Genomic DNA, 23,751 nt, shown 5'->3' with positions numbered 1-23,751 from the left:
GGGGCCATGCTGCCGCACCCTCGCCAGTGGATGTCACCCGTTTTTCACCGTTTGGACCGTCCCGGCCGCCGGCGTCCGGCTGCCGGCCAGGGCGAACACCGTGATCGCCGCGACCACAGCGAACCCGGCCGCGACGAGCGCCACACCGCTGAGGCCGGCCGCGTACCCGCCGGTCGCCGCCCGGTCCTGGAGCACCGCGCCGAAGATCGCCACCCCGAACGCGAACCCGAGCTGCCGGAACGTGTTGAGCGCCCCGCCGGCCATGCCGCTGCGCTCGCGGGGCACCTCGGCCAGCACCGCCGACGACAGCACCGGCAGCACCACCCCGGCGCCGAGCCCGACCAGGATCAGGCCGGGGATCAGCACCGCCGCGCGGCTGCCGTCGTCCACAACCGACTGGGCGAGGTCGCCGGCGGCGATCAGCAGCAGGCCGGCGCCGACGGCGATGCGGGGCTTGACGTTCTGCAGACGCCGCCCGGCGAGCGCGCCGACGACCAGCGCGGCCCCGCTCAGCGGCAGCGCGCCGAGCAGCCCGGCGTCGACCGGCCCGTACCCGAGGACGGCCTGCAGCCAGGTGGTGGTGAACGGCAGGTACGCGAACGCGGCGGCGTGGCACAGGAACGCGGCCACGATCATCGCGGTGAACGCCGGCCGCCGGAACAGCGTGAGGTCCAGCATCGGGTCTGCCGACCGGAGCTCGACCAGCACGAACAGCGCCGCACCGGCCAGTCCGGCGGCCAGCGGGCCGAGCACCGACGGCGCGGTCCAGCCGTCGTCGGCGGCGGTGATCAGCCCGTACGTGACGGCCGTCGCCGCCAGGGTGAACGTGACGGTGCCGGGCACGTCGAAGCGGCCGGCCCGCCCGGCGCGGGACTCGGTGACGGCGCGCAGCGTGAACCAGGCCGCGGCCACGCACACCGGCAGGTTGACCAGGAAGATCCAGCGCCAGCCGAAGTGCTCGGTGAGCAGGCCGCCGGCGAGCGGGCCGGCCGCGGTCGCCGCGCCGCTGACCGCGCCCCACACGCCGAACGCGACGCCGCGGTCCCGGCCCTGGTAGGTGACGTTGAGGATGGCGACGGTGGTGGCGAACATGGCGGCGCCGCCGATGCCCTGCAGGGCGCGGGCGGCGACCAGCGCGGGCACGTTCGGGGCGAGGGCGCAGAGCAGCGACGACACCGCGAAGATCGACAGCCCGATGAGGTACGTGGCCCGGCGCCCGTACCGGTCGGCGAGCGCGCCGGCGCCGAGCACCAGGGCGGCCAGCGCCAGGGCGTAGCCGTCCAGCACCCAGGCCAGGTCGTGCGGGCCGGCGTTCAGGTGCTCGGCGATGCCGGGCAGCGCGACCACCACGATGGTGACGTCCACGAGCAGCAGGAAGGTGCCGAGACAGACGGCGACCAGCGGTATCCATTTTCGCATGCGCCGTACTCTGCCGCCGGTTCGCTACATCGCCCCACGTTCTTCCGGGCATCCGGCGGATCTCGACACTGCGCTACGGTGCTTTGGTGGAAATCGACGACCTGGACCGGGCGATCGTGCACGCCCTGCGGATCGACGGCCGGGCCGGCTGGCGGGAGATGGGCGCGGTCCTGGGCGTCTCCGACCAGACGGTGGCCCGGCGCTACCGGCGGCTGCGCGAGACCGCCGGGGTCCGGGTGGTCGGGCTGATCAACCCGGTCCGGCTCGGCTACGAGACGTGGATGTTGCGCCTGCACACCCGCCCGGACAGAGCCGCTCCGCTGGCCGACGCCCTGGCCCGCCGCCCGGACACCACCTGGGTGAGCCTGTTCTCCGGCGGCACCGAGGTGTCCTGCTCGGTGCGGGTCGCCGCGCACGCCGACCGGGCCGCCCTGCTGCTGCAGAAACTGCCGCGCACACCGAACCTGGTGTCGGTGAGCGCGCACTGCCTGATCCACCACTACGTCGGCGGCATGATCGGCCCGGACCGCCGCGACGACGCCCTCACGCCCACCCAGATCGCCGCCCTGACCCCGCCCGCGTCCGGCGGCGACCCGGCCCCGGTCACCGACGGCGACGGCCCGCTGCTGGAGGTGCTCTCCCGGGACGGCCGCGCCGGGTACGCCGAGCTGGCCGCCGCGACCGGCTGGCCGGAGTCGACGGTCCGGCGCCGGATGCGGGAGCTGCGCGGTTCCGGCTCGCTGTACTACGACGTCGAGGTGACCCCGCCGGTGTTCGGGTTCCTGGCGCCGGTGCTGCTCTGGATGACGGTGTCCCCGGCCCGGCTGGCCGCCGTCGGCGCGGCGCTGACCGAGCACGAGGAGGTGGTGTTCGCGGCGGCGACCACCGGCGCCACCAACCTGGTGGCGACGGTGATCTGCCGGGACATGGCCGCCTTCTACCGCTACCTGACCGAGCGGGTGAACGGGCTCGACGGCGTCGACCGGGTCGAGTCGGCGCCGCTGCTGCGCCACGTCAAACAGCTCGGCGCCGTCTGAATCAGGGCCGTTCGATCCGGGTGGGGTCGCCGCGGACCAGTTCGTCGTGCACCCGCCACCGGGCGGTCTCCACGGCCCGGCCCGCGGCCCGGTCGCCGGCCTCCAGACGGTCCCGCAGCTGGCGCAGGGCGAGGCTGCGGTTCAGGCTGAACTGGCGTTCGGTGTCGACCACCACCACGGTCCCGGTGGGCCGGTGGGTGGCGCGGACAGCCGTGCTGGCCTTGTTGCGGTGCTGCCCGCCCGGTCCGCCGGTCCGGCAGCCGACGATCTCCACGTCCCGCTCGTCGAACGGGGTGCTGTCGGCGCCGAGCCGGCACGGTTGCGCGGTGACGTACCAGTTCTTGCGTCCCGGCCCGGTCCGGTACGGGCTGGGCGCCTGCCAGCACAGCGTCCCGGTCCACGACGCGGCGAACGCGTCCGCCCCGTCCCCGGCGATCTCCACGATCATCGACCGGAACGTCCCGGGCCGCTCCCCCGGCACGCTCTCCACCCGCCGCGTCGTGATCTTCCGCCGCGCGGCGTCGGCCTCCAGCCGCCGGACCAGCCGGGCCAGGGCCCATGCGCACTCCTGCGGTCCGCGACCGGCGGACACCAGCAGATGTACGCTCACCGCGCCCACCTCCTCATCCGCGGGCGGGTGACCGCCTCCTGGTTGCGCGGGCGGTCGACCGGGCGCGGCCGGTGCGGCGCCAGGCACCGGCCGATCCAGCAGGTCACCACCGGCACGGCCCTCATCGGCGGCCGCCGCGGCGGGGCGCGAGGTCGGCGGTCTTGTAGGTGACCAGCGGCAGCGTGCTCACGACCGGGGTGGCCAGCTCGTGCGCGACCAGGTCGCCGATCACCTGCTCGATCTTCTTGTACGCGGTCGGCGCCTCCTCGAAGAGCAGTTGCCGGTCGCCGCACACGACCAGGGAGCCCACCGCCGTACGCCGCAGCTCTTCGACGGTGTGTTTGGCCCTGCCGCGCCGCAGCGCGTCGGCCCGCGACATCTTGCGTCCCGCGCCGTGCGCGACCGAGAAGCCGGCCGCGCTGCCGGAGTGACCCGCCACCAGGAACGAGCGCGTGCCGCGGGTGCCGGCGATCAGCACGTCCTGGCCGTCGCCCGGCGCCGCGCCCTTGCGGTGCAGGTAAACCCTTTCAGCGTGTTGAGTTCGGCCGTCATACGCGCCCGAACTCAACACGCTGAGGACCTCGACGGAGTTGTGGCAGACGTCGGTGACGGGGTCGCCCAGTTCGGCGCCGAGGGCGGCGGCGACCCGCTCGGCCATCAGCCGCCGGTTCAGGTGGCCCCAGCGGACCGCGTCGTCGTGGGCGGCCAGGTACGCCTGCGGGTCGGCGGCCGGGCCCGCGCCGTGCGCTTCGGTGTGCGCGCGCAGGATCCGCTCGCCGAGACCGCGGGAGCCGCTGTGCACGATCAGGACCAGGTCGCCGGCGGCCAGTTCGAGCCGGGCCGCGTGCCCGGCGTCGAGGACCTCGCCGACCTTGGCGAGTTCGACGAAGTGGTTGCCGCGGCCGACGGTGCCGAGCTGGTCGGTGTACCCGGCGGGGACGTCGAGGCCGTCCGCGCCGACCGGCTCGTCCAGGTCGGGGAAACGGGCGGCGAGCTTCTCCGGGACGGCCCGCTTGAGCCGGACCGGGTAGACCGCGATGCCGCAGCCGATGTCCGAGCCGACCAGGAAGGGGTAGAGGATCGCCGAGGTCATCGCGGCGCCGATCGGGGCGCCCTTGCCGGGGTGCAGGTCGGGCATCCCGGCGACGTGGATCATGCCGTCCAGCCGGGCCACCTGGTGGCACTGGTCGACGGCGTCGGACTCGATCCAGCTGCCGGGCGCGGCGAAGATCTCGACGGTGGCGGAGGTGTGCTGCTGAGACAAGGCAGGCGCTTCTTTCGCATGACGGAGGCCTCGGCGCGGCGCAGAGCACGCGGAGGTGGCGGAGCCGGCCGGTGTCGTGGGCCGGGTGGGATGCGCGGGGAAGTGCCTCAGTACGTCATGGCGATCACCCTCGCCGAGCCGCCGTGCCCTCGCAACCGATTTACCGCCGGACATATCGCCACGGCAGGTAGTGGGGTGGGATTACCCCGGCTTTGTTACTCCCGGGTTAACTAATCGACATCCTTCGATTACAGGGAATCCCACGACCCCAGGGAGTTCCAGATGCCCGTTCCCACCCGTACCCGCTCGTTCCTGGCAGCCGCCGGCGTCGCCGCCGCCCTCGTCCTGACGCCCACCACCCCGGCCGTCGCCGCCAACCCGTACGAGCGTGGCCCCGCCCCCACCAACGCCAGCATCGAGGCCGCCCGCGGCAGTTTCGCGATCGCCACCACCACCGTCAGCCGGTCCAGCGTCTCCACGTTCGGCGGCGGCACCATCTACTACCCGACCAGCACGACCGCCGGCACGTTCGGCGCGATCGCGATCTCCCCCGGCTTCACCGCGTCCCAGTCGAGCATCGCGTGGCTCGGCCCGCGCCTGGCCTCCCAGGGCTTCGTGGTGATCACCATCGACACCCGCAGCACCCTCGACCAGCCGGACAGCCGCGGCACCCAGCTGCTGGGCGCGCTCGACTACCTGACCACCACCAGCTCGGTGCGCACCCGCATCGACGCCACCCGGCTCGGCGTGATGGGCCACTCGATGGGCGGCGGCGGCAGCCTGGCCGCGGCCCGCACCCGGCCCGCGTTGCAGGCCGCGGTCCCGATGACCCCGTGGCACGGCACCAAGAGCTGGTCCACGGTCCGGGTCCCCACCATGATCATCGGCGCGGAGAACGACACCGTCGCGTCGGTCACCTCGCACGCGGAGCCGTTCTACAACAGCATGGGCGCCGCCCCGGAGAAGGCGTACCTGGAACTCAACAACGCGAGCCACTCCGCGCCCACCCAGGGCGGCAGCGTGACAGTGGCCAAGTACAGCCTGTCCTGGCTCAAGCGCTTCATCGACAACGACACCCGGTACGACCAGTTCCTGTGCCCGGCGCCGTCCGGCTCGGCCATCCAGGAGTACCGCGCCACCTGCCCGCACTCCTGACCACATCGGTACCGAGGGCCCGGCGTTCGCCGGGCCCTCGGCCGGTCAGGGCCCCGGGGTCCGGTAGCAGGGCGACGACAGCATCAGCGACATCGCCCGGCCCTCGCCGCTGGCGATGATCAGGTCGTGGCCGTCCTCGGTCTTCGCGAAGATCTCGCCACCGCCGGCGTCGTAGTCACGCTCCTTCGTGACGGTGTAGCCGTTGCTCATCAGAGCGGACTTCACCTTCGCCAGCACCGGGCGGTGCTGCTCCGCCGGGATGAGCAGTTGATAGAGGCCCTGGATGTAGTAGACCTCGTCGGTGTCGGACAGCTCGCCGCGTCTGCCGTCGCAGGGTGAGACGTTCGCGTTCGCCTGACTGAAGTCGCCCGCGCCGGCCGCCGCACGGACCACCTCCGCGTCCTGACCGACCCGCCGGGTGGCGTCGGCCTGTGCCATCGTCTGCATGTTCTCCTCCTTGACGGAGCATCCGGCCGTCACCATCAAGGCGGCCACCAGCGCCCAGCCGATGCCGCGTGACCACCGGCTCATGATGTCGGCGCCTTTCCGTGATCCAAACCGACCTCCCCATAGTTACCGACGATGATGTTGGCCTGGTTGAACAGGCTCTGCGTGCCCTTGTCCCAGTAGGCGCTGTGTCCCTCGGTGTCCACGGTGAACCGGTTGCCGCCGAAGTCCTCGTCGCTCGGCTCGTTGTCGTGGACCCCGGGGATGCTGCCGGCCCAGCCGGCGATCCCGTCGCCTTCGGCCCGGCCGGCCCACACGTGGCGCGGGTCGATGCCGAGATCGGACGCATGGTCGGTGTGCATGCCCGGGCTCCCGGCGGTGATGATGTCCTGCACGTCGAGCCCGTCCCCGTTCAGCGCCGCCTCCGCGACCACCGTCGAGCCGTAGCTGTGCCCGACCACCGTGACGTGCGACGGATCCGTGGAGTGGGTGGCCCGCAGGCCGTCGGTGAAGCGGTCGAGCGCCTGTGCGCCCTGCTCGGCGCGTTCGCTGCCGAGCGCCGAGGTGTTGATCTCCGGCGCGTCGTAGCCCAGCCACAGCACCGCCGCGACGTCACCGGGCATGTCGGTGCGGATGTCGGCGACCTGCTGGATGTTGACGACACGCTTCAGGTCGTTGTCGACGTCGGCGAGGTCCGTGCTGACGCCGGGCACCCAGACCGCGGTGTGCCGGGCCGTGTCCGGGTTGCCGACCGCGACGATCGCCTTCCCGTCCCCGGCCGGGTCGATGCCGAGCAGCATCCCGTTCGGGCCGAGCTCCCCCAGTTTGTTCTCGATGTCGCCGAGGTCGCCGATCCGGCCCCGTACTCTCGCCAGCTCCGCCTGGAGGTTCTGCATCTCGGCGGCGAAGACCCGTCCCGCCGGCCGGCCCCGCGCGTCCTCGTACTTGTGCCCGATCTCCCGCTCCAGCTCGGTCTGCCGGGCCACCAGCTCGTCCCGGTCGCGGTCGAGCCGAATCCGGTTGGCGACGTCCCGGTCGGTGGCCGGTACCCCGTCCAGCCAGCCGACCAGCTCCGGCATCCCGGTGATGGCCTGTTCCTGCTGCTGCGGGGTCAGCGTCTCCCACCACGCCCGTACCTGCGCCGGGGTCCGCCCCTGCTGTGCCTGCAGCTGCTCCCGGGTGACCGGTGGCAGGCCCGGCTGCCCGGGCGGGGTGATGGTGGACGGCATGTTGACCTGGATCGCGGTGACCGTCGCGTCGTCGAGGGCCCGGGCCCGTTCCAGCACCGTGCCGAGGTCGGCCACGATGCCGTCGACGTCAGCGGTGGCGCCGGCGGGCTGCTGGACGGTGCCGGCGGCGACGTCGACGACGAGACCGGCCTGCCGGGCGGCGGCAACGATGCCCTCCGCGGTCTGCCGCAGCTCGTTGACGGCGTAGGCGTGCCGGTCGAGCGCGTCGAAGACCCGCCGCGCCGGGTTGTAGGAGTTGCTGACCCGGTCGCGCATCCCGGCGGCCTTGCCGGTGGCCGCCTGCGCGCCCTCCCCGGCGGTCCAGGCGAAGGCGAGGTCGCGGCTGGACCGGATGAACTGTTCCGCCGCGTCGTCGATCCCGTCGGCCAGCCGCCGCCACCCGGCGGCCGCCGCGTGCCACGGCCCGGCGTCGACGTTGAGCAGGTCCGCGAGCGTGAGGGTGCTCATTTCGCACCGATCTCCTGGCCGGACCGCTCGTCGGTGGCGCCGACCAGCCCGGCCGCCGCGAGCAGTTCCCGGCCGAACGCGCGCATGTCGCCGGCGAGCCGCCCGGCGTACGCGTGCCAGGCGTCCTCGGCGGCGCGGGTGGTGGCGGCAGCGGCCCAGCCCCGCTGGTTGGCGAGGGCGAGATTGTCACGGGTGGCGGTGCGGGCGTCGTCCAAGGTCCCGGCGGCGGCCACGGCACCGGCCGCGGCGCCCGCCAGGATCAGGACGTCGACCTGCATCACCCCGAACGGCATGGTCACGGCTGGCCTCCTGGTTCGCTCCTAAGAGGCCGTACGCCGCCGTGCCGTCACCGGTTCACAGGCAGATCCAGCAGAAGAGGTGCTCGCCTGCGTCGCGGGCCGCCCGGGCCAGCACGGTCAGTTCGGTGATGGTCTCGGCGGCGAACGCCTCGTCGCCGTCGCGGTGGTCGCCGAACTCCTCGATCCGCACCCACCGGGCCGTCACCTCCGGCAGCCGGGCGTCGTCGAACCCGGCCAGCACGTCACGGGTGGTGTCGGGCAGGAGGGTGACCCACGGTCCCTCGTGTGCGGTGTCCTGCTCGCCGCCGGGCGGCCAGACCAGGCTGTCCCGGGCCGTGCCGCGCGCCGACGGGTCGATGAAGCCGATCAGCTGCCCGAGGACCACGACCGGGTCGATCCGTTTGAGCTCGACGACCGGGGTCGGCCAGTCGCCGAGGTTCGCCGGGGAGGTGGCCTCCGTGCGGTCCATCAGGGCGGCGACGGCGGCGGCGTCGGGCGCGCGGAAGTAGTCGTAGAGGACGCCCATCAGTCGATCAGCCACACGTGCAGAACCGAACCCCACGGCGAGAAGGTCAGCACGGTCAGCGCCACGAATGCCGCGGTCCAGAGCGCCGGCCGCACCCACCGCCGGCCGGCCACGACCAGCGAACCCGCCGCGAGCAGGAGACCGGCCAGCGGGAACGGTTTGATCATGACGACGATCGAGTGGGGCAGGCCGAAGATCCACAGGAGCGGGTTCCACAGCTCGGCCGGGCCGATCAGCGGGATCGAGTCCTTCGGGTCGCCGAACCGCTCCAGGTTCGGATCAAGGATCCCGGCGTGGTCGCCGGTCGTGACGGCGGCGGTGAGCAGCGCCCCGAACATGCCGATCACCTGGATCGCGAGCAGCACCGCCAGGATCATCGTCACCGGCCGGCCGGGATGCCGCTCCACCCAGGCCTCGTCCCGGCCCTGTTGCTCGATGTGCGCCTGCGTCATGGGCGGCACGGTACCGCAATCAGAACAGCGTCGGCGGGCCGTCCTCCTCGATCGGCGCCGGCTCCGGCAGCGGGGCCAGCGACGGCACCAGCGCGCGGACCTCGTCGTGGAAGCGGCGGCACAGGGCGGGCGCGTCCGCGTTGTCCGGGGTGTGCACGAAGAAGGTCGGTGACCGGCCCTCGCGCAGCCAGCCCGCGACGATCGGCACCCACTTGCGCCAGCCCTCGACGGTCCGGTCCTCGGCGTCGCGGCCCAGGTAACGGATGATCGGGCGGTCGGTGAGGGCGGTGGTGCGCAGCGGCATGCGGGGCTTCTTCAGCCAGGCGTCGCGTTCGGCGTCGCTGGTCGGCGGCGTACGGAAGAACTCGGTGGTGTCGAACGGGACCCACTCCGCCCCGGCCTGGGCGAGCGTCTCCTCGAGCCGGCGCGGGTCGTGGAAGAAGGCCTGATCGCGGACTTCCACGGCGTACCGGAAAGGGGTTGGCAAGCCGTGCAGGAACCGGGAGAGGACCGGCAGGTCGCCGGGTCCGAAGGATCCCGGCAGTTGTATCCACAGCGCGTGGACGCGGTCCCCGAGCGGCTCGATCACCCGAACGAATTCCGACAGAGCCGAAACGTCGGAGAGGTTGGAGTCGTGGGTGACCGCGCGGGGCAGTTTCAGGACGAAGCGAAAGTCCGGTGGTGTCTGGGCGGCCCAGGTGGAGACCGTCGACAGTGACGGCGTCGCGTAGAACGTGGTGTTGCCCTCGACCGCGTCGCACCAGCCCGCATAGGCGCGCAGCCGATCCGGGCCGGCGGGGATGAAACGCCCCTGCCACGACCTGAGCGACCACATCGCGCAGCCCACGTGCAGGCGCATCACTGCCCCCACCGGTCGGCGTGCAGCGCGTCACTCAGTGGCCGCCGCTGGCGCCAGCCGTGCCGTTCCAGGTCGGGCACGTCTTCGAGGTGGGTGACCGGGCCGAGGCAGAGCCAGGCGACCGGCCGGATGCCCGCCGGGATGCCGAGCAGGTCGCTCAGGAACTCCTCGCGGTAGAACGACACCCAGCCGACGCCGAGCCGTTCGGCGGTCGCGGCCAGCCACAGGTTCTGGATGGCGAGGCAGACCGAATAGAGCCCGGCGTCGGCGATGGCGTGCCGGCCGAGGACCGCGGGCCCGCCGCGTGACGGGTCGTAGGTGACCACGACCGACAGGCTGGACTCCAGCACCCCGTCGATCTTGATGCGGGCGAACCGTTCGGCCGCGTCGGCGTCCAGGGTCGCGGCGAAGGTGTCCCGCTCGGACTGGACGTGCTGGTAGAAGGCCTCGCGCAGCGGCCGGGACCGGACCAGCACGAAGTCCCACGGCTGGGACAGCCCGACGCTCGGGGCGGCGTGCGCGGCGGTCAGCACCCGGTCGAGCACGCCTGGGTCGACCGGGGCGCCGGTGAACTCGGCGCGGACGTCGCGGCGGCTGTGGATGACCTCGTACAGGTCGTGGATCACCGCCGGACGGTACCAGTGGAGGCGCGGGCCACCAGCGCCGGCACGAACGTGGCCTGCTCGTGGGTGTGGTCGGGGTTGCCGGCCTCGTCGAGCACCAGCCGCGCGGCGGTCCGGCCGAGCTCCTGCCGCGGCTGGCGCACCGAGGTGAGCGGCACCGCGGCGGCCGCGGCGAAGTCGATGTCGTCGAACCCGACGATCGCCAGATCGTCGGGCACCCGCAGGCCGGCGGTGACGGCGTGCTGCAGCAGGCCGAGGGCGAGCAGGTCGTTGGCGCAGAACGCGGCGGTCGGCCGGCGCCGGCTCGGCAGGCCGGCCAGCCGCTCGCCGGCCGACCGGCCCTCGGCGACGGTGAGCGCCTCGGTCGGCAGGTGGATCAGGTCCTCCTCGGGCATGCCGAACTCGGCCCAGACCGCCCGGGCGCCCTGCAGCCGCTCGCGGACCTGGCCGATGCTGTCCGGCCCGCCGACGAACGCGACCCGCCGGTGACCGCGGTCGATCAGGTGCTCCACGGCGATCCGGCCGCCGAGCACGTCGTCGACGGCGACCGAGCAGTGCCCGCCGTCCCGGCTGAACCGGTCGACCATGACGAACGGGATGCCGCGCTGGGAGATGTCGCGCAGGTGCGGCGCGTCCGGGTCGACCGGGGTGATCAGGATGCCCTGGACGCGCTGCTGGACGAGCCGGTCGATGTGTTTGATCTCGCGCTCGGAACGGCCGCTGGAGTTGCAGACGAACAGCGACAGGTCGGCGTCCTCGGCGGCGGTCTCGATGCCCTCGGCGACGTCGTGGAAGAACGGGTTGCCGCCGTCGAGCATCACGTAGGCCAGCGCGCGGCTGGTGCCGGCACGCAGCTGGCGGGCCGACTCGTTGCGCACGAAGCCGAGCTCGGCCATGGCCCGCTCGACCCGCTCCCGGGTGGCGGTGCTGACCACGGCGGGCCGGTTGAGGACGTTGGAGACGGTGCCGAGGGAGACGCCCGCGGCGGCGGCGACGTCCTTGACCGACGGTGCGCGCCCGTTGCGCGGCTGGAGTGTCACCCGGTGAGTCAACCACGACTCTTGAAACATTTCAATCCCCGCCCCCGCACCCGAGGGCGTCCCCCTGTCCCGACGATCCAGAACCGGGCCGATGCGGTCCACGAGCGGCTGCCCGGCCACCGGCCCGCCGAGAGGACACCGCCGACCGGCTGGAGGCTGGTTGCGCTCCCGCCCCTCCGCCTGGGCATGGAAGCTCTCGTGGTCCAGCGTAAGGGGTGGAGGTCCGCGAGCACACTTCGGCCGGGATCCCCGAGATCCTGGAGGCGCGGGCGTTTCCGGCCGCCGGGCGCATCCCCTGAGCCCCCGCTGCGCCGGCACACGAAGATCAATTACTGGAGTCTGCACCAGCCCGCCGCCTTCGCCCCTCCGACGACGAGACGGCGGCATCCGCGACGCTCGCGGCACGGCGTGGTCCTCACACCGCTCCTGCCGCTCCTTGAAACGTCGTTCAATCCCCGCACCGGCGGGGTGGCCACCCCGGGTTGCAGGCCGGATACCACCCCGGTTCACCCACGTCCGCCTGCAGGTCTGGGTCAGCAACGGGCTGCGCCACGAGATGGGCCTCCAGCGCTTCTGACCCCGTGACCCCCCGTCGGCGACCTCACGCAGCGATCGGTCACACCACTTTCTGGTACGGGCCAACGACGGTCCCGTGACACCCCGCGGCTGCGGCAGGCGTCCCCTCCGGACCGTCCCTTTCCTCCGCTCATGCATGCCCCTTGCGGTCACCCCCGGCTGGTTCTCAGGGCTGTCTCGACCGGGTCGAGACAGCCCTGAGAACCAGCCGGGGGTAGAAACATCGGATGCTGATCGAGGACGTCTTCCCGGATCCGGCCGGTGGGACCGCCGTGACCGGCCGGGTCGGCGCCGGCCCGATCCGCCGGGGCGACACCCTGTGGCCGGCCGGGCGGCACGAAGTCACCGTGCTGCGTATTCTGCGGCTGTGCGGCCGCCACGATCCGGACACGGCGCGGCCGGGTGAGAACGCCGCGCTGGTCCTCGGCGGCCTGTCACCCGGCATGGCGCTGACCGGTCTGACCCTGCACAGCAGCCCGGCCTCCGGCTGGTCCGAGCCTTTCAGGGCGGGTCTCCGCCTGGCCCAGGCGGGCTCGGGCTGGTTGGTGACGGCGAGACGGAACGGGGAGACGGGTGAACGCTGACGGATTCGCGCCGAAACGGCTGGGCCGGCTGCGGGACCTGCTCGAACGGCACGTCGCCTCCGGTTTCGTGCCGGGTGCGGTCGCCGTGCTCGCCCGCCACGGCCGGGTGCACGCCGAGGCGGCCGGGACCCTGGCGTTCGACGGTCCGGGTTCGGCCACCCCGATGGCCGCCGACACGATCTGCCGCCTGGGCTCGATGAGCAAACCGATCGTCGCGGCCTGCGTGATGACCCTCGTCGAGGACTGCACGCTGCGCCTCGACGACCCGGTCGACGACCTCCTGCCCGAACTGGCGGACATGACCGTGCTCGCCGACCCGCACGGGCCGCTGGACCACACCGTCCCGGCGAACCGGCCGATCACGGTGCGCGATCTGCTGACGTTCACGCTCGGCACCGGCATGGTCCTCGCCGAGCCCGGGACGGTTCCGATCGCCGAGGCGCTCGCCGCGGTCTACGCCGCCCCGCGCGCGGAATGGCTGCGGCGGCTCGGCGCGCTGCCACTGGTCCACCAGCCGGGCGACCGCTGGATGTACGACACGGCAGCCGACGTGACCGGTGTGCTGGTGGCCCGCGCCACCGGCATGACGTTCGGCGAGGCGCTGCGGGAGCGGATCTGCGAACCGCTCGGCATGACGGACACCGGGTTCACCGTGGGCGGCGCGGATCTCGGGCGGCTGGCGACGGCGTACGCCCGAGACGACGCCCCCACCGGCGAACCGGTCGTCGACGACGCCCCGGACGGCCGCTGGAGCCGTCCGCCGGCGTTCGAGTCCGGCGGCGGCGGTCTCGTCTCCACTCCCGCCGACTTCCTCACGTTCGCCTCGACCCTGCTCGCCGGCGGAGTCCACGACGGCGAGCGGGTGCTGTCCCGCCCGTCGGTGACGCTGATGACCACCGACCATCTCAGCGCCGCGCAGAAGGCGGTCTCCGGTTTCCGGCCCGGCTACTTCGACGCCATGGGCTGGGGTTTCGGCATGTGCGTGCGGACCCGCCGGACCGAACTCGGCCCGTCCGCCGGCAGTTACGGCTGGCCCGGTTTCTACGGGACCGCCTGGTACAACGACCCCGCCGAGAACCTGACCGCGCTGCTGTTCCTGCAGCGCGCCCACGCGGGCGACCAGACCCTGCCCCGCTCGAGGGACTTCTGGACCACGGTCTACCAGGCCCTCGACGACTGATCCACCCGCCGGAACGGTCAGATCAGCAGTACGGCGGCGGCGGTGGAGGCGAGCAACAGCACCGCCAGGGTCAGACCGGCGATCTGCACCGGCGGCAGCGACGGGTCGGCGTCGACACGGCGTACCACCGGCCCACCGAGGGCGGTGAGCAACTCCACCGCGCGCAGCGGGCCGGGCCGGGCCGGGTTCCGGCGCAGCAGGCCGGCGTGCCGGGCCGGGATCACCCGGACCAGGTCGCCGCGCCGCAGGGCATCACGGGGCGCGGCGGTGCGGATGCTCACCCGGAGATCGGTGCCGTGGGCGGCGCGTACGGTGAACTCCCGGACCGCCGCCGAACCGCCACCCGCGGGCAGCAGCCGGTGCGCCAGCGCCAGGCCGGCGACCAGCGCCAACGGCACGAGCACCGCGGTCAGCAGCAGGCCGGTGCCGACGTCCCCGGCCAGGGACCGGCCGGCCCAGGCGGCGATGCTGATCACGGCAGCGACCGACGCGGCCAGCACTCCCGGCGCTGACCGGTTCGACAGCGCCGCCGCCGTCACCCGCACATGCCCGGCGATCACGCCGACGTGCGGGTCCGCCTCGTCGGTCTCCGGCCGTCCCTCACCCGGCGGTGTGCGGTCTCCCGGCACTTCGCTCTCCCCCGGCCCCTGCCCCGCCCACGGCTGCCCGGCCCGGCCTCCCGCTGCAGGCCCGCCTCGCGCTGACGGCGACCCCGACTCTCCGGGCCCGCCCCACGCCGAAGGTGGCCCCGACTTTCCAGACCTGCCCCGAGCCGACGGCGGCTGCGGCTGCCCGGAGCGCCCCGGCGTGGGGGGCGATGCGGGCTGACGCGAGCCCGGTGGCGGCTCGCGGCGCGGTTGTCCCGGTTTGCGCCATTGGGGCGCTGCTCCGTCAGGCCCCGGCGGCCCTGCCACGTGACGGCCGACCGGCGGCCCGCCAGATTCGGGTGGTTCCGACGGCTCTGGCCAACGGCCGAAGGGCGGCCCACCTGTCTCCGAGAAGGTTGACGGGCGACGGCCGGACGGCGGTCCCCCTGTTCCCGGGAGCGGCGGCGGGCGGCGGCCCGGGGGTGGTCCGCTGCGTGTCTCCGGCGGCGGGCGGCGGCCTGGCGGCGGTCCTCCGGATGCTTCCGGCGGCGGGCGGTGGCCCGGTGGCAGGTCGCTGGAGCCGGGGGTTTCCACGGTGCGGTCGCGGCGGGTGCGGGGCAGGTCGGGCGGGGTGGTCCATGGCCGATGCGGCCGGGATACCGGACCGGCGGGGAAGAGCCGATCGCCGGACTCGAACAGGGGCCGTTCCTCGTCGGCGGCCGCCGGTTCGGCACGGGGGTCAACCGGATCGGGCGGCGGGACCGGTGATTGCCGGTCCGCGCCTGGCCCGGGCCGGGCCGGCTGGGACGATTCCGTCGTGGGCTGGTCGTGGTCACCGGGGTCGGGGATCGCCCAGGGCGGGGGTGGGTCGGTGGTCATGGGGCGGCTCGGAGGGTTCGGGCGTCGCACTGGTTCTTCAGTTCGGCGGTGGAGAGGTCGCTGAACTGGTTGGCGCACCAGTCGAGCACCGACTGTTTGTCGGGGAAGTCGCCGGTGGCGAAGGTGACCCAGAGCGGCTGGCCGTTGATCAGCTGCTGTTTGCCGTAGTCGGTGCTCTTCAGCAGGATCACCGGATGGTCGGCGTCGCCGTGCTGGGCACGGAGTCGCTGGTGCTCGGCGAGGATGTCGGTGGCCTGGAAGACGTGCGAGCCGTCGGCGGTGGTCTGCAGGGGGTCGCTGATGCCGGGGTACTTGGAGGCGATCTGGGCGACGAACTGACCGGCCGGTACGACGGTGGCGACGTCATCGTCGCGTTGCTGCTCCAGCTGGGCGAGGGCGGCGGCCTGCGGGTCGGCGGCCTCGGTGGCCTCCAGCGTGGTCGGGGTGGGCTCGGGCGTCCAGGTCTCGCCGGATGTCGTCGGGATGTCGGCGGGCACGTCGTCGTCGGCGGGGGCTGCCGGAACGGCGGCGGCCTCGGTGCGGTCCTGGTAGCGCACCAGCAGGATGCCCCCGGCGGTTCCGGCGAGGGCCAGCAGGGCGACGGCCAGGATGATCAGTGGCAGCCGGTTGGGGCTCTTGGAGACGGCCGGTTGCCAGGTCTCGGCGGCGGGTTCCCCGTACACCGGAGGGGTTGAGAAGCTCGTGGGCGGCGGACTCTCCCACGCCGGCGGCCCGGGCGGCGGGAGACCACCCCAGGCAGGGCCACTGACCGGCATGGTGGGCTGCTGATCCGCCGCCGGGCCGGGGTCGGCGACGATGGGGTCCGGGGCGGCCGGCTGCTGCTCGAAGGCGAAATAGGTGCCCGGGACAGCCGGAGCGGCGGGCACGGTGGGCTGCTCGTCCGGCGGCGGGGCGGAGAACAGGTTGGTGGGGTCCCAGACGCCGCGCGGGTGATCGTTGTCGGTCATGGTGATCAGTCCCCGAAGACCACGACGCGGCGGCGCTGCGGCCCGGTGTCGGCGGGCGCCCGGGTGAGGGCCCGCCCGGCGGGGACGGCCCGGTCGCGGCCCCACGCCTGGATCTCCTCGATCTGTTCCGGGTTGGTACGGCTCAGCGGGAACGTGTTGGTGAACGTGTCGATCACGAAGTCGGGCCGCAGCGACTCGGGCCCGTTGAGGAACACCTGTTCGCCGACCTCGTGCAGGGCGGCCTGGATGTCGGAGCCGGCGAACCCCTCGGAGAGCCCGACGAGTTTGTCGAGCAGTTCGGCGGGCGGGTCCTGGTCGACGTACCGCCGGTAGTACATGCCGATGATCTCCTGCCGGTCCTCACCGTCCGGCAGATCGACGAAGAACAGCTCGTCGAAGCGGCCCTTGCGCAGCAGCTCCGGCGGCAGCGACCGGACGTCGTTGCTGGTGGCGACCACGAACACGCGGTGCCGGGACTCCTGGAGCCAGAACAGGAACTGCCCGATGAGACGGCGGCTGACGCCGGTGCTGTCGTCCTGCCCGGCGAGTCCCTTCTCGATCTCGTCGATCCAGAGGATGCAGGGGGCCAGCCGGTCGGCGGTGTCGAGGGCCTCACGAAGGCGGGCCTCGGACTGTCCCACGTACTTCCCCATGATCGCGGCCAGGTCGAGGCGGTAGAGCGGCAGCTCCCACACCGCGGCGATGGCTTTCGCGGACAGCGACTTGCCGCAGCCGGGGACACCGACGAGCAGCACCCCGCGGGGCGCCCGCAGCCGGGTCCCGCGCAGGTCGGCGGTCATCAGCCGCTGCTTGCGGCGCAGCCAGGCACGCAGGCTGGTCAGCCCGCCGATCTCGGTGTCGCCGGCGTCGAGCCGGACCCGTTCCAGGCCGGCGAGGGCGCCGAAGTGCTTGTCCTTGAACGCGGCGAGCTTCTGCACGTCGGCCTTCTCCACCGATCCCTTGGTGACCAGGGTGGCCATCACGTTGATGGCGGTGCCCTCGGGAACGCCGACGAGGAATTCGGCGGCGCGGCGGGCGTCCTGCTCGGACCAGTCGATCGGGACGACGCCGTGGTGGTCGCGGAGGAAGTCGAAGATGGCCTCGTACATCTCGGCGGCGTCGGGCAGGTCCAGGGTGACGCTCATGCCGAGGCGTTCCAGGCCGTTCCACAGCGGGGTGTCGGTGAGGATGACGACGCTGCCGGAGTTGGCCTCGGCGAGGCGGGCGAGTTCGGCGACGTGCCGGCTGGCGGTGTTGTCGTCGCTGAGATCGTCCGGGTCGACGAAGACGACGGTGGCCTGGGCGCGGGCGCTGAACCGCTGGGCGGCGAAGTCCATCGCGCCGGTCAGCGAGTGGTCGTCGAGGGCGGGGGCGCCGGTACGCAGGTCGCGCAGCCCCAGCGCCCGGGTGTAGATCCAGAACGCCTGGTTGGCGCGGCGCGGATCGGTGGCGACCTGTTTGATCAGGCGCAGCGCGCGGGTCTGTTCGATGCTGTGCACGCCGATCAGCGGCACCCGTGCCGACAGGTAGCTGTCCAGGTCCTTGCCGGCCTCGTGATAGTTGGACATCGGTGGTCTCCCGGGCCGTTTCAGTCGAGGATCACCCGGCGCCGGGGCGTCGCGGTGGGGTCGATGGCCCACCCGGCGCCGGTGGCGCCGGGTGGGCTGGTGAGGGCGGCGGTCAGCGGGTTGTCACGGATGGTGCGGCGCCGGGCCTCGACGGCGCGGTGCGGGCGCCCGGCCCGGCGCATCCGGTCGACGTGCTGTTCCAGCTGGTCCTGGACGCCACGGATCTGGGCGTCGACCAGGCCGGTGAGCCGGCTGCGCAGTTGTTCGGGCAGGGCCGGCGCGGCGGCCAGCGCCCGGATCGTGGTGAGCTGCCGGCGGGCCTGATGCAGGGCGTGGGCGGCGGTGAACTCGTCGCGGGCGGCGCTGAGCTCCCGGGCGAGGGTGCCGGACCAGGTGGTGAGCCGCTGGTCGAGGGCGCCGGTGATCCGGTCGGTGAGCCGGGCCCAGCTGTCGCCGGCGAAGTGGCCGGGGTCCAGGGCGGGCAGGGCGGCGGGGTCGGCGTTCTCCCCGGCGGCCCAGCGGTCCAGGAAGCCGGCCCAGGTCTGGAAGGCGCCTCCGGTGACCCACATGGTCAGTCCCGGGCCCGGCGGCGGACCAGGTTCTCCCCGGGCGGCAGCGGGTCCCAGCCGGGCAGGTCGCGGACGATGCGGCGTTCGCGGCTGGTGGCGGGCCGCCCGGTGCTGCGGCGGGCCCACGGCACATCCTCCTCGACGCGTTCCGGGAAGGAGGCGCGGGGCGCCGGGATCTGCGGCGGGCGCTGCCCGTTGGACGGTGCCGTCATCGCGAAGCTCCTGTTCGGGGGGCGCCGGCGGTGGCCAGGTCGGCGATGACCTCGCGGACCTCGTGTTCGCGGTGGTCGGCGTTACGGAACGCGGTGCTCCAGTCGACGACCTCGGCGCCAGCGCCGCGCAGCTGCCGCAGCGAGTCCTGCTTGGCGTCCTCGAGTTGTTTCCGCGCGGCCTCGCGGCGCTGCTCGGCGGTCTGCGACTGCGACCACAGCACGAGTCCCCACACGCCGCCGACGATGACGGCGGCCAGCAGGAAGCCGAGGTGCTGGAAACCGCACAGCGCCAGCACGACGGTGACCGCGGCCGGCAGGATCAGTTTGCGGGTCCAGTCGAAGTCGAAGCTGGCCAGGAACGGCTGGGCGGCCCGGTCCCAGTGGGCGGCCAGGTCGCGTTCCAGGTCGTCCATCGGGGTGGCGAACGATCCGGTCCAGGGCGGCAGCCGGAAGACGGCGCCGGTGAGGTTGTGCGTCTGGTCGAAGACGGCCTCCACGTCGGTGGGCACGCCGCTGCGGTAGTCGCGGGTGTAGAGGGCGTGCGCCCGGTTGAACCATTCGTGGCAGGAGGAGACGGCCATCCGCTGGGTGGCCCGGCTGACGCCGAGCCGGTCCGGGTTGAGCGCGGACTCGCTCTGGATGGTCAGGTAGTCGTACGTCTTGTCGAGCGCGAGCAGGTCGGTGTCGAGGGCGTGGCGGGCCGCGTCGAGGTCGCCGCCGTTGTCGACCACGGCCCGGTGCTGGGCGTGTTCGCGGCGCAGCGGCAGTTCCTCGTCGTCGTAGCCGCGGACCAGCTGGTCGAGGATGTCGTCGACGTGGTCCTCGATCCGGGCGGGCGGCGTGTGCACCTCGGCGGCCATCGCCGCGTACGCGTCGATCAGCGAGCCGTGCGCGCCGGCCCGGGCCAGCGCGTCGTCCATCTGCGGCCACTGCGGGGAGATCTCGGCCAGCCGCGGGAACCGGTCCGCCGACGACGGGCCGGCGTGCCGGTCCAGCTCGGTGCGCCAGCGGTCGATCTGGGCCTGCTCGCGGCTCTCGTCGCGCAGCAGGTGGGCGCGCCACTCGTCGAGGCGTTCCTGCACCATGGCGACGCCGGCCGGGCCGAACGCGCCCTGCGAGATGCTCTCCAGCACCATCGCGAACTCGCGGCCCAGCGCCTGCGGGTCGAGGGCGGCCAGATAGTGCCGCAGCCAGCGCAGCGACGCCTCACCACGGCCCTGCCGGCGCAGCACCAGCGCCATGAACAGTGACGTCTTGGCCGGGGACCGCTCGAACGCGATGCCCAGGGCCCGATCGCAGATCTCCGGGTCGTCGGCGATCCAGGCACGCAGGCCGACCAGCACCGGGGCCAGCCAGTACCGCGGCGTCTGGATCATCAACTGCTCGCCGACGTCGCGCATGGTGTCGTCGGAGACGATGCCGGTGTCGAAGCCCTGCAGCATGCCGGTGGCGACGTTACGGACCACGTTGTAGTGCCCGTACTGGCTGTTGAGCTGGGCCTCGACGACGCCGATCCGGGTCTCGGCACGCTGCACGTTGGCGGTCCGGGCGGCGACCTGCACGTAGTCCTCGAAGGCGCGGGCGAGGGCCTGGAGCCGGTCGCTGACCTCCTCGGCACGCCGGCCGACGTGCTCCACCCGCAGCCCGACCTCGCCGACGCCCTGCTGCAGCCCCTTGACGAGGAGCTCCACGTCCTCCACCTTGCCGCGCAGGTACGCATCGTATTCCGACATGGATGTGACGACCTTTCAGGCGACGACGGTGCCGTCCGCGAGGACGGGTTTCAGATCGCCGCTGGCGTAGACCTCGACGAAGGCGTAGGCGCCGGAGCGGACCATCATCCGCGCACGGGCGAACGGGTCCGGCACGGCGTCGGCCGGGGCGTAGTGCTCGACGATGGCTTGCCACAGGTCGAGCCGGTGATCGACATAGGGCGGGCCGAGGTGGCAGACGGCGAGCAGGCCGAGCGGCACGTCGCCGAACTCGTTCGCATACTCCCCGCGGATCCACTCGGCCAGCTGGGCCCGGGTGGCGGCGCCGAGGCCCGCGTCGAGCCGCCGGGCCGCCTCGAACAGCCCGGCGTGCCGGGGCCGGCGACTCTGCCGGACGGCCGGGCCGGACAATTGTTGATCTCTTTGGGCGGCCGCCGCCTGTGCCTCTATACGCGTTTCCACACGTCGCCGGCGCTCGAATTCCATTTCGCCCCCGGGAGCGTTTCTCCAGCCGAATTCCCTTCGGTTCCCGCGAGCCTAACAGCGCATTTGTCCCGGGCACCAGGTCACCACAGCGCGATGTTCCCCCGTACCCCGGACGGGTGTCCGCACTTGATCTTCGCCGGTCCGCCGCCACCAGCGCACATTCCGCCCTAAGCCGGAATTCCACAAAAGCCGGCCGATCAGTGGAACGAAATGCTTTCCTGCCGGACAGGACAACGAATTGACGTACGACGAATCCACCGTACGGATGAATCGCCGGAGCCGAACGCCTGACCACCATCCGGGCCGCGCCCTGCACGCCGTCATCCGTTCACCCCCTGCCGTCGCACCCCTCGTCCGCACGGGACGCGACGTAGACGACATCCGGCTCGCCCCGCCGCACCGGCACCCGGACCGTGTGCACCGGCCCCACCACGCGGACCAGGGTCTCCGCGAAACCCGGCTCCGGGGCGGCGCTCCACACCGCCAGCACCCCGCCCGGCCGCAGATGCTCGCGCAGCATCGCCAGACCCGCCGGCCGGTACAGCCCCGTGTTGTGATCGAACACCGTCCACCCCGGGCCGTTGTCCACATCCAGGCAGATCGCGTCGAACCGGTCGCTGACCCCGGTGCACCAGGCCGCCAGGTCCGCGACCACCACCCGGACCCGCGGATCGTCCAGGGCGCCCTCGCTGAACGGCCGCAGCACCCCGCGATGCCAGCCCACCACCGCCGGCTCGATCTCCACGACGATGATCTCTCCGGCATCCGACCGCGCCGCCTCGGCCAGCGAGAACCCGACCCCCAGCCCACCGATCAGCAGCCGCGGCCGCTCCCGCCGGCACGCCGCGACAGCCGCCCGGACCAGCACCCGCTCCGACTCCCCCGACCGCGTGTCCATCAGGAAGACACCGTTGCTGATCAGCTCGAAATGACCGTCCCGGCGCCGCAGGACCAGCTCACCCCGTTCGGTGAAGACCCGTTCCTCCATGGGCGGCAAGCGTACGCACCCGATGGACTCCCGTCGATGAGCTACGGTGACCGGCTGTGACCTCCGACGACGGCATGACGCTTCCCGATCACTGCGTACGGGCGCTCGACAAGGCCCGCCGCAACGGCCTCGACGTCACCGGGGCGCTGGCCGCCGCCCACACCCGCGACGGTGGCGCCGACCTCTACCTGCTCGTCTACCCGGACCGCCTGGAACTCGCCAGCACCGGAACCCTGATGCGCACCGGCGCCGGCCGGGTGCGCATCCCCCTCACCGACATCACCGCGGTGACCGCCCGTGATCGACTGTTCCGTTCCAGCGTGGAGATCACCACCGGCGGCAACACCGTGTCCGTCAGCACCGACCGCGCCGCCGCCGCGTTCCTCGCCGACCTGATCTCCCGCCGCCGGACCGCCGCCCCCGACACGTCCGCCCTGCTCCAGAAACTCGCCGAACTGCATGCGGCCGGATTGCTGACAGACGCCGAGTACCTCGCCAAACGCGCCACCGTCCTCGACACCCCGTGACCTCCGACCGGCGTCACTCCTGACCCCTCGGAAGATCGTCCCTGGTCGAGGGCTGCGGCCCTCGACCCGCCCGACATCGGTAGCCCGCCCGCCGCGGAAAGAACACGCCCGGCCACAGCCGTCCCGGCGGTGATCGTTCCCGCGCTCTCGAGTTCAGTCCGCTCACCCGGGCGCCATCACCCGCGCGCTGAGCCTTCTTCGCTGTTGTCGAGCGTCTGCCGAACAGGCCGGCACCTCGACGCCCGGAGTGAAGATGCCGGAGCGGAACGCAGAGCCGATCGCATAGCCCCGGCGGCAGACCGGACAGCGGGATCCGGGATGCTCGCGTCGATGGCGGGCGGGACACGCGAGTCCAGAACGGAGCTTGTGCACAGATCTTGTGGATGCGGCACCGGACCGAGGCGATCAAGATCGGGATCGTGCCCGAACTTGTGCGATTCACTCCGGGAATGAGCCTTCTTCCTGGGTGCTGAACGGCGAGTAGTCAAGCCCTCTGTCCGGGGCGATGCCGTCACACCTACGGCCGGGGCTCCCGGGCCAGTGCCCGATCGTGTGGATTCGACGCCGGAGCCGGGCGCACAAGATCGAATTTTTGCTCCTTATTGTGCGCTGAGCTGCGGAAATCCAGCACTTTCCGCCCAAGATCGCGAACCTGATAGATCTTGGGCAGGCAGCGCCGGCACGAATCGCACAAGATCCTAGAAGCGACGAGCAGCAGGGCAGCCGACAGCACCCGCCGATCGGCGTGGGTGAAGGCACCTCTGAGATCAGCGGGCGAGCCGTCAATCGTCGTAGGCAGAGGCGCCCACCGAGAGCAGCGGGCGGGACGACTCATCGGCGGGACCCACGAGCGCGCGACCACCGCGGTCCGGGACCACGGCGGTACGGCCGGGCCGCGCCAACGGAGCCAGCGCGGCCAGCAGGATCAGCGCCGCGAGCGGCAGAAGACCGATCTCGATGAGCCCCGCGGCGATGCCGGCGCCGAACAGCAGTGGACTCCAGACCGGAACCCGGCGGGCCGCCACCAGCAGTCCGAGCAGGGTCAGCATGCCCAGCGAGAACAGCAGCGGCCCCGCGATCGCGAGCGGCACGGGAAGCGGAGCCCGCAACGCCGGGTTCAGGCCGTCGACGACTGTCCAGAGGAAGCAGGCGACCCCGGAGATCGTCGCGGCCAGGCCGGCGGAGGCGAGGTGCCGGCCGGCGCTGGAGGCGTACGGATGGACCGCCGCCGCCAGCACCACGAACGCCAACAGCGCGGCAGCGAGAGCGCAGTGCCCGAGAGTCTGGGCGAGCCCTGGACCGTACGCTCCACCGACCAGCCGGAACAGGCCGTGGGCCAGCAGCAACAAGGGCGCGGCCGGCGCGGCGCGGCGCACCGTGAGGCTCTTCGATGGCATGCGCTGACGATATGGCGGATCACGTGACCGCAGGTCCGGCACTTACCCTCCCCCACCCCCTATTTCCACCCCTACAACCCCTAGGGCATC

Annotated in this window: 26 protein-coding genes; 6 read left to right on the top strand and 20 right to left on the bottom strand. The window is 72.8% G+C overall.

Annotated elements, in window-relative coordinates:
• Positions 1–33 precede the first annotated feature (33 nt).
• Positions 34–1,419, bottom strand: a complete 1,386-nt coding sequence (locus ACZ3II_RS18150) for an MFS transporter (protein ID WP_465518805.1) — start codon at positions 1,417–1,419, stop codon at positions 34–36.
• 86 nt (positions 1,420–1,505) lie between these two features.
• On the opposite strand from ACZ3II_RS18150, the gene ACZ3II_RS18145 reads away from it, so the two are divergent.
• A complete protein-coding gene (locus ACZ3II_RS18145) occupies positions 1,506–2,456 on the top strand; it encodes an Lrp/AsnC family transcriptional regulator (RefSeq protein ID WP_465518804.1) in 951 nt (316 codons plus the stop codon).
• 1 nt (position 2,457) lies between these two features.
• Here the strand turns inward: ACZ3II_RS18145 and prfH are convergent, their stop codons facing one another.
• Together prfH and ACZ3II_RS18135 are read right to left on the bottom strand one after the other, a co-directional pair.
• Positions 2,458–3,066, bottom strand: a complete 609-nt coding sequence (prfH, locus tag ACZ3II_RS18140; RefSeq protein WP_465518803.1) for a peptide chain release factor H — start codon at positions 3,064–3,066, stop codon at positions 2,458–2,460.
• A 121-nt stretch (positions 3,067–3,187) separates the two neighbouring features.
• Positions 3,188–4,330, bottom strand: coding sequence for an RNA ligase RtcB family protein (locus ACZ3II_RS18135; RefSeq protein ID WP_465518802.1), 1,143 nt, complete (start codon positions 4,328–4,330; stop codon positions 3,188–3,190).
• A gap of 282 nt (positions 4,331–4,612) precedes the next feature.
• Between ACZ3II_RS18135 and ACZ3II_RS18130 the strand changes: the two genes are divergently transcribed.
• Positions 4,613–5,485, top strand: coding sequence for a poly(ethylene terephthalate) hydrolase family protein (locus tag ACZ3II_RS18130; RefSeq protein WP_465518801.1), 873 nt, complete (start codon positions 4,613–4,615; stop codon positions 5,483–5,485).
• Positions 5,486–5,530: 45 nt separating this feature from the next.
• Here the strand turns inward: ACZ3II_RS18130 and ACZ3II_RS18125 are convergent, their stop codons facing one another.
• The 8 genes from ACZ3II_RS18125 to ACZ3II_RS18090 are packed head-to-tail and all read right to left on the bottom strand — an operon-like array spanning position 5,531 to position 11,428.
• On the bottom strand, positions 5,531–6,016 hold the full coding sequence (locus ACZ3II_RS18125; RefSeq protein ID WP_465518800.1) for a hypothetical protein: 486 nt from the start codon (positions 6,014–6,016) through the stop codon (positions 5,531–5,533).
• Positions 6,013–7,629, bottom strand: coding sequence for an alpha/beta hydrolase (locus ACZ3II_RS18120; RefSeq protein WP_465518799.1), 1,617 nt, complete (start codon positions 7,627–7,629; stop codon positions 6,013–6,015). Before ACZ3II_RS18120 ends, ACZ3II_RS18125 begins: the two co-directional genes overlap by 4 nt.
• Entirely contained in the window at positions 7,626–7,928 is a 303-nt protein-coding gene (locus ACZ3II_RS18115; RefSeq protein WP_465518798.1) for a hypothetical protein, read from the bottom strand. The genes ACZ3II_RS18120 and ACZ3II_RS18115 overlap by 4 nt, the downstream gene beginning before the upstream one ends.
• Before the next feature lie 55 nt (positions 7,929–7,983).
• Positions 7,984–8,469: a hypothetical protein gene (locus tag ACZ3II_RS18110; RefSeq protein ID WP_465518797.1), complete on the bottom strand. Its 486-nt coding sequence runs from the start codon at positions 8,467–8,469 to the stop codon at positions 7,984–7,986.
• Complete coding sequence (locus ACZ3II_RS18105) at positions 8,454–8,906, bottom strand: hypothetical protein (RefSeq protein WP_465518796.1); 453 nt, start codon at positions 8,904–8,906, stop codon at positions 8,454–8,456. Before ACZ3II_RS18105 ends, ACZ3II_RS18110 begins: the two co-directional genes overlap by 16 nt.
• A gap of 19 nt (positions 8,907–8,925) precedes the next feature.
• Positions 8,926–9,765, bottom strand: coding sequence for a DUF72 domain-containing protein (locus ACZ3II_RS18100; RefSeq protein ID WP_465518795.1), 840 nt, complete (start codon positions 9,763–9,765; stop codon positions 8,926–8,928).
• Positions 9,765–10,388 carry a 5,6-dimethylbenzimidazole synthase gene (gene bluB / locus ACZ3II_RS18095; RefSeq protein WP_465518929.1) on the bottom strand — a complete coding sequence of 208 codons (624 nt, stop codon included), beginning with the start codon at positions 10,386–10,388 and terminating at the stop codon, positions 9,765–9,767. The genes ACZ3II_RS18100 and bluB overlap by 1 nt, the downstream gene beginning before the upstream one ends.
• Entirely contained in the window at positions 10,388–11,428 is a 1,041-nt protein-coding gene (locus ACZ3II_RS18090) for a LacI family DNA-binding transcriptional regulator (RefSeq protein WP_465518794.1), read from the bottom strand. Before ACZ3II_RS18090 ends, bluB begins: the two co-directional genes overlap by 1 nt.
• Before the next feature lie 803 nt (positions 11,429–12,231).
• Here ACZ3II_RS18090 and ACZ3II_RS18085 point away from each other — a divergent pair.
• Positions 12,232–12,588: a hypothetical protein gene (locus ACZ3II_RS18085; RefSeq protein WP_465518793.1), complete on the top strand. Its 357-nt coding sequence runs from the start codon at positions 12,232–12,234 to the stop codon at positions 12,586–12,588.
• Positions 12,578–13,768, top strand: a complete 1,191-nt coding sequence (locus tag ACZ3II_RS18080) for a serine hydrolase domain-containing protein (RefSeq protein ID WP_465518792.1) — start codon at positions 12,578–12,580, stop codon at positions 13,766–13,768. The genes ACZ3II_RS18085 and ACZ3II_RS18080 overlap by 11 nt, the downstream gene beginning before the upstream one ends.
• A gap of 17 nt (positions 13,769–13,785) precedes the next feature.
• On the opposite strand, the gene ACZ3II_RS18075 is transcribed toward ACZ3II_RS18080, so the two are convergent.
• Positions 13,786–14,397 carry a hypothetical protein gene (locus ACZ3II_RS18075; protein WP_465518791.1) on the bottom strand — a complete coding sequence of 204 codons (612 nt, stop codon included), beginning with the start codon at positions 14,395–14,397 and terminating at the stop codon, positions 13,786–13,788.
• A gap of 603 nt (positions 14,398–15,000) precedes the next feature.
• Between ACZ3II_RS18075 and ACZ3II_RS18070 the strand changes: the two genes are divergently transcribed.
• The gene (locus ACZ3II_RS18070) at positions 15,001–15,123 is read left to right on the top strand and encodes a hypothetical protein (RefSeq protein WP_465518790.1); all 123 of its coding nucleotides are present in this window, start codon (positions 15,001–15,003) and stop codon (positions 15,121–15,123) included.
• A gap of 107 nt (positions 15,124–15,230) precedes the next feature.
• On the opposite strand, the gene ACZ3II_RS18065 is transcribed toward ACZ3II_RS18070, so the two are convergent.
• The 7 genes from ACZ3II_RS18065 to ACZ3II_RS18035 all read right to left on the bottom strand — a co-directional run bounded on the left by ACZ3II_RS18065 (position 15,231) and on the right by ACZ3II_RS18035 (position 21,737).
• Entirely contained in the window at positions 15,231–16,202 is a 972-nt protein-coding gene (locus tag ACZ3II_RS18065) for a hypothetical protein (protein WP_465518789.1), read from the bottom strand.
• 5 nt (positions 16,203–16,207) lie between these two features.
• Positions 16,208–17,770, bottom strand: a complete 1,563-nt coding sequence (locus ACZ3II_RS18060) for an AAA family ATPase (protein ID WP_465518788.1) — start codon at positions 17,768–17,770, stop codon at positions 16,208–16,210.
• A 20-nt stretch (positions 17,771–17,790) separates the two neighbouring features.
• Entirely contained in the window at positions 17,791–18,339 is a 549-nt protein-coding gene (locus ACZ3II_RS18055; RefSeq protein ID WP_465518787.1) for a hypothetical protein, read from the bottom strand.
• A gap of 2 nt (positions 18,340–18,341) precedes the next feature.
• On the bottom strand, positions 18,342–18,551 hold the full coding sequence (locus ACZ3II_RS18050) for a hypothetical protein (protein ID WP_465518786.1): 210 nt from the start codon (positions 18,549–18,551) through the stop codon (positions 18,342–18,344).
• Entirely contained in the window at positions 18,548–20,284 is a 1,737-nt protein-coding gene (locus tag ACZ3II_RS18045) for a hypothetical protein (protein ID WP_465518785.1), read from the bottom strand. The genes ACZ3II_RS18050 and ACZ3II_RS18045 overlap by 4 nt, the downstream gene beginning before the upstream one ends.
• A 15-nt stretch (positions 20,285–20,299) precedes the next feature.
• Positions 20,300–20,674: a hypothetical protein gene (locus ACZ3II_RS18040; RefSeq protein ID WP_465518784.1), complete on the bottom strand. Its 375-nt coding sequence runs from the start codon at positions 20,672–20,674 to the stop codon at positions 20,300–20,302.
• Positions 20,675–21,077: 403 nt separating this feature from the next.
• On the bottom strand, positions 21,078–21,737 hold the full coding sequence (locus ACZ3II_RS18035; RefSeq protein ID WP_465518783.1) for a spermine/spermidine synthase domain-containing protein: 660 nt from the start codon (positions 21,735–21,737) through the stop codon (positions 21,078–21,080).
• Positions 21,738–21,793: 56 nt separating this feature from the next.
• On the opposite strand from ACZ3II_RS18035, the gene ACZ3II_RS18030 reads away from it, so the two are divergent.
• A complete protein-coding gene (locus ACZ3II_RS18030) occupies positions 21,794–22,264 on the top strand; it encodes an SHOCT domain-containing protein (protein ID WP_465518782.1) in 471 nt (156 codons plus the stop codon).
• Positions 22,265–23,046: 782 nt separating this feature from the next.
• On the opposite strand, the gene ACZ3II_RS18025 is transcribed toward ACZ3II_RS18030, so the two are convergent.
• Positions 23,047–23,661 carry a hypothetical protein gene (locus ACZ3II_RS18025; protein WP_465518781.1) on the bottom strand — a complete coding sequence of 205 codons (615 nt, stop codon included), beginning with the start codon at positions 23,659–23,661 and terminating at the stop codon, positions 23,047–23,049.
• Between the last annotated feature and the right edge of the window lie 90 nt (positions 23,662–23,751).

Source organism: Actinoplanes sp. NPDC019969 (assembly GCF_055562375.1).
This window is presented reverse-complemented; position numbering and strand designations above follow the sequence as displayed.

Coding starts and splice junctions, on each gene's coding strand:
- ACZ3II_RS18150 (WP_465518805.1), bottom strand. CDS start 1,419: ATGCGAAAATGGATACCGCTGGTCGCCGTCTGTCTCGGCACCTTCCTG.
- ACZ3II_RS18130 (WP_465518801.1), top strand. CDS start 4,613: ATGCCCGTTCCCACCCGTACCCGCTCGTTCCTGGCAGCCGCCGGCGTC.
- ACZ3II_RS18125 (WP_465518800.1), bottom strand. CDS start 6,016: ATGAGCCGGTGGTCACGCGGCATCGGCTGGGCGCTGGTGGCCGCCTTG.
- ACZ3II_RS18120 (WP_465518799.1), bottom strand. CDS start 7,629: ATGAGCACCCTCACGCTCGCGGACCTGCTCAACGTCGACGCCGGGCCG.
- ACZ3II_RS18105 (WP_465518796.1), bottom strand. CDS start 8,906: ATGACGCAGGCGCACATCGAGCAACAGGGCCGGGACGAGGCCTGGGTG.
- ACZ3II_RS18100 (WP_465518795.1), bottom strand. CDS start 9,765: ATGCGCCTGCACGTGGGCTGCGCGATGTGGTCGCTCAGGTCGTGGCAG.
- ACZ3II_RS18085 (WP_465518793.1), top strand. CDS start 12,232: ATGCTGATCGAGGACGTCTTCCCGGATCCGGCCGGTGGGACCGCCGTG.
- ACZ3II_RS18070 (WP_465518790.1), top strand. CDS start 15,001: ATGCGGCCGGGATACCGGACCGGCGGGGAAGAGCCGATCGCCGGACTC.
- ACZ3II_RS18065 (WP_465518789.1), bottom strand. CDS start 16,202: ATGACCGACAACGATCACCCGCGCGGCGTCTGGGACCCCACCAACCTG.
- ACZ3II_RS18060 (WP_465518788.1), bottom strand. CDS start 17,770: ATGTCCAACTATCACGAGGCCGGCAAGGACCTGGACAGCTACCTGTCG.
- ACZ3II_RS18055 (WP_465518787.1), bottom strand. CDS start 18,339: ATGTGGGTCACCGGAGGCGCCTTCCAGACCTGGGCCGGCTTCCTGGAC.
- ACZ3II_RS18050 (WP_465518786.1), bottom strand. CDS start 18,551: ATGACGGCACCGTCCAACGGGCAGCGCCCGCCGCAGATCCCGGCGCCC.
- ACZ3II_RS18045 (WP_465518785.1), bottom strand. CDS start 20,284: ATGTCGGAATACGATGCGTACCTGCGCGGCAAGGTGGAGGACGTGGAG.
- ACZ3II_RS18035 (WP_465518783.1), bottom strand. CDS start 21,737: ATGGAGGAACGGGTCTTCACCGAACGGGGTGAGCTGGTCCTGCGGCGC.
- ACZ3II_RS18025 (WP_465518781.1), bottom strand. CDS start 23,661: ATGCCATCGAAGAGCCTCACGGTGCGCCGCGCCGCGCCGGCCGCGCCC.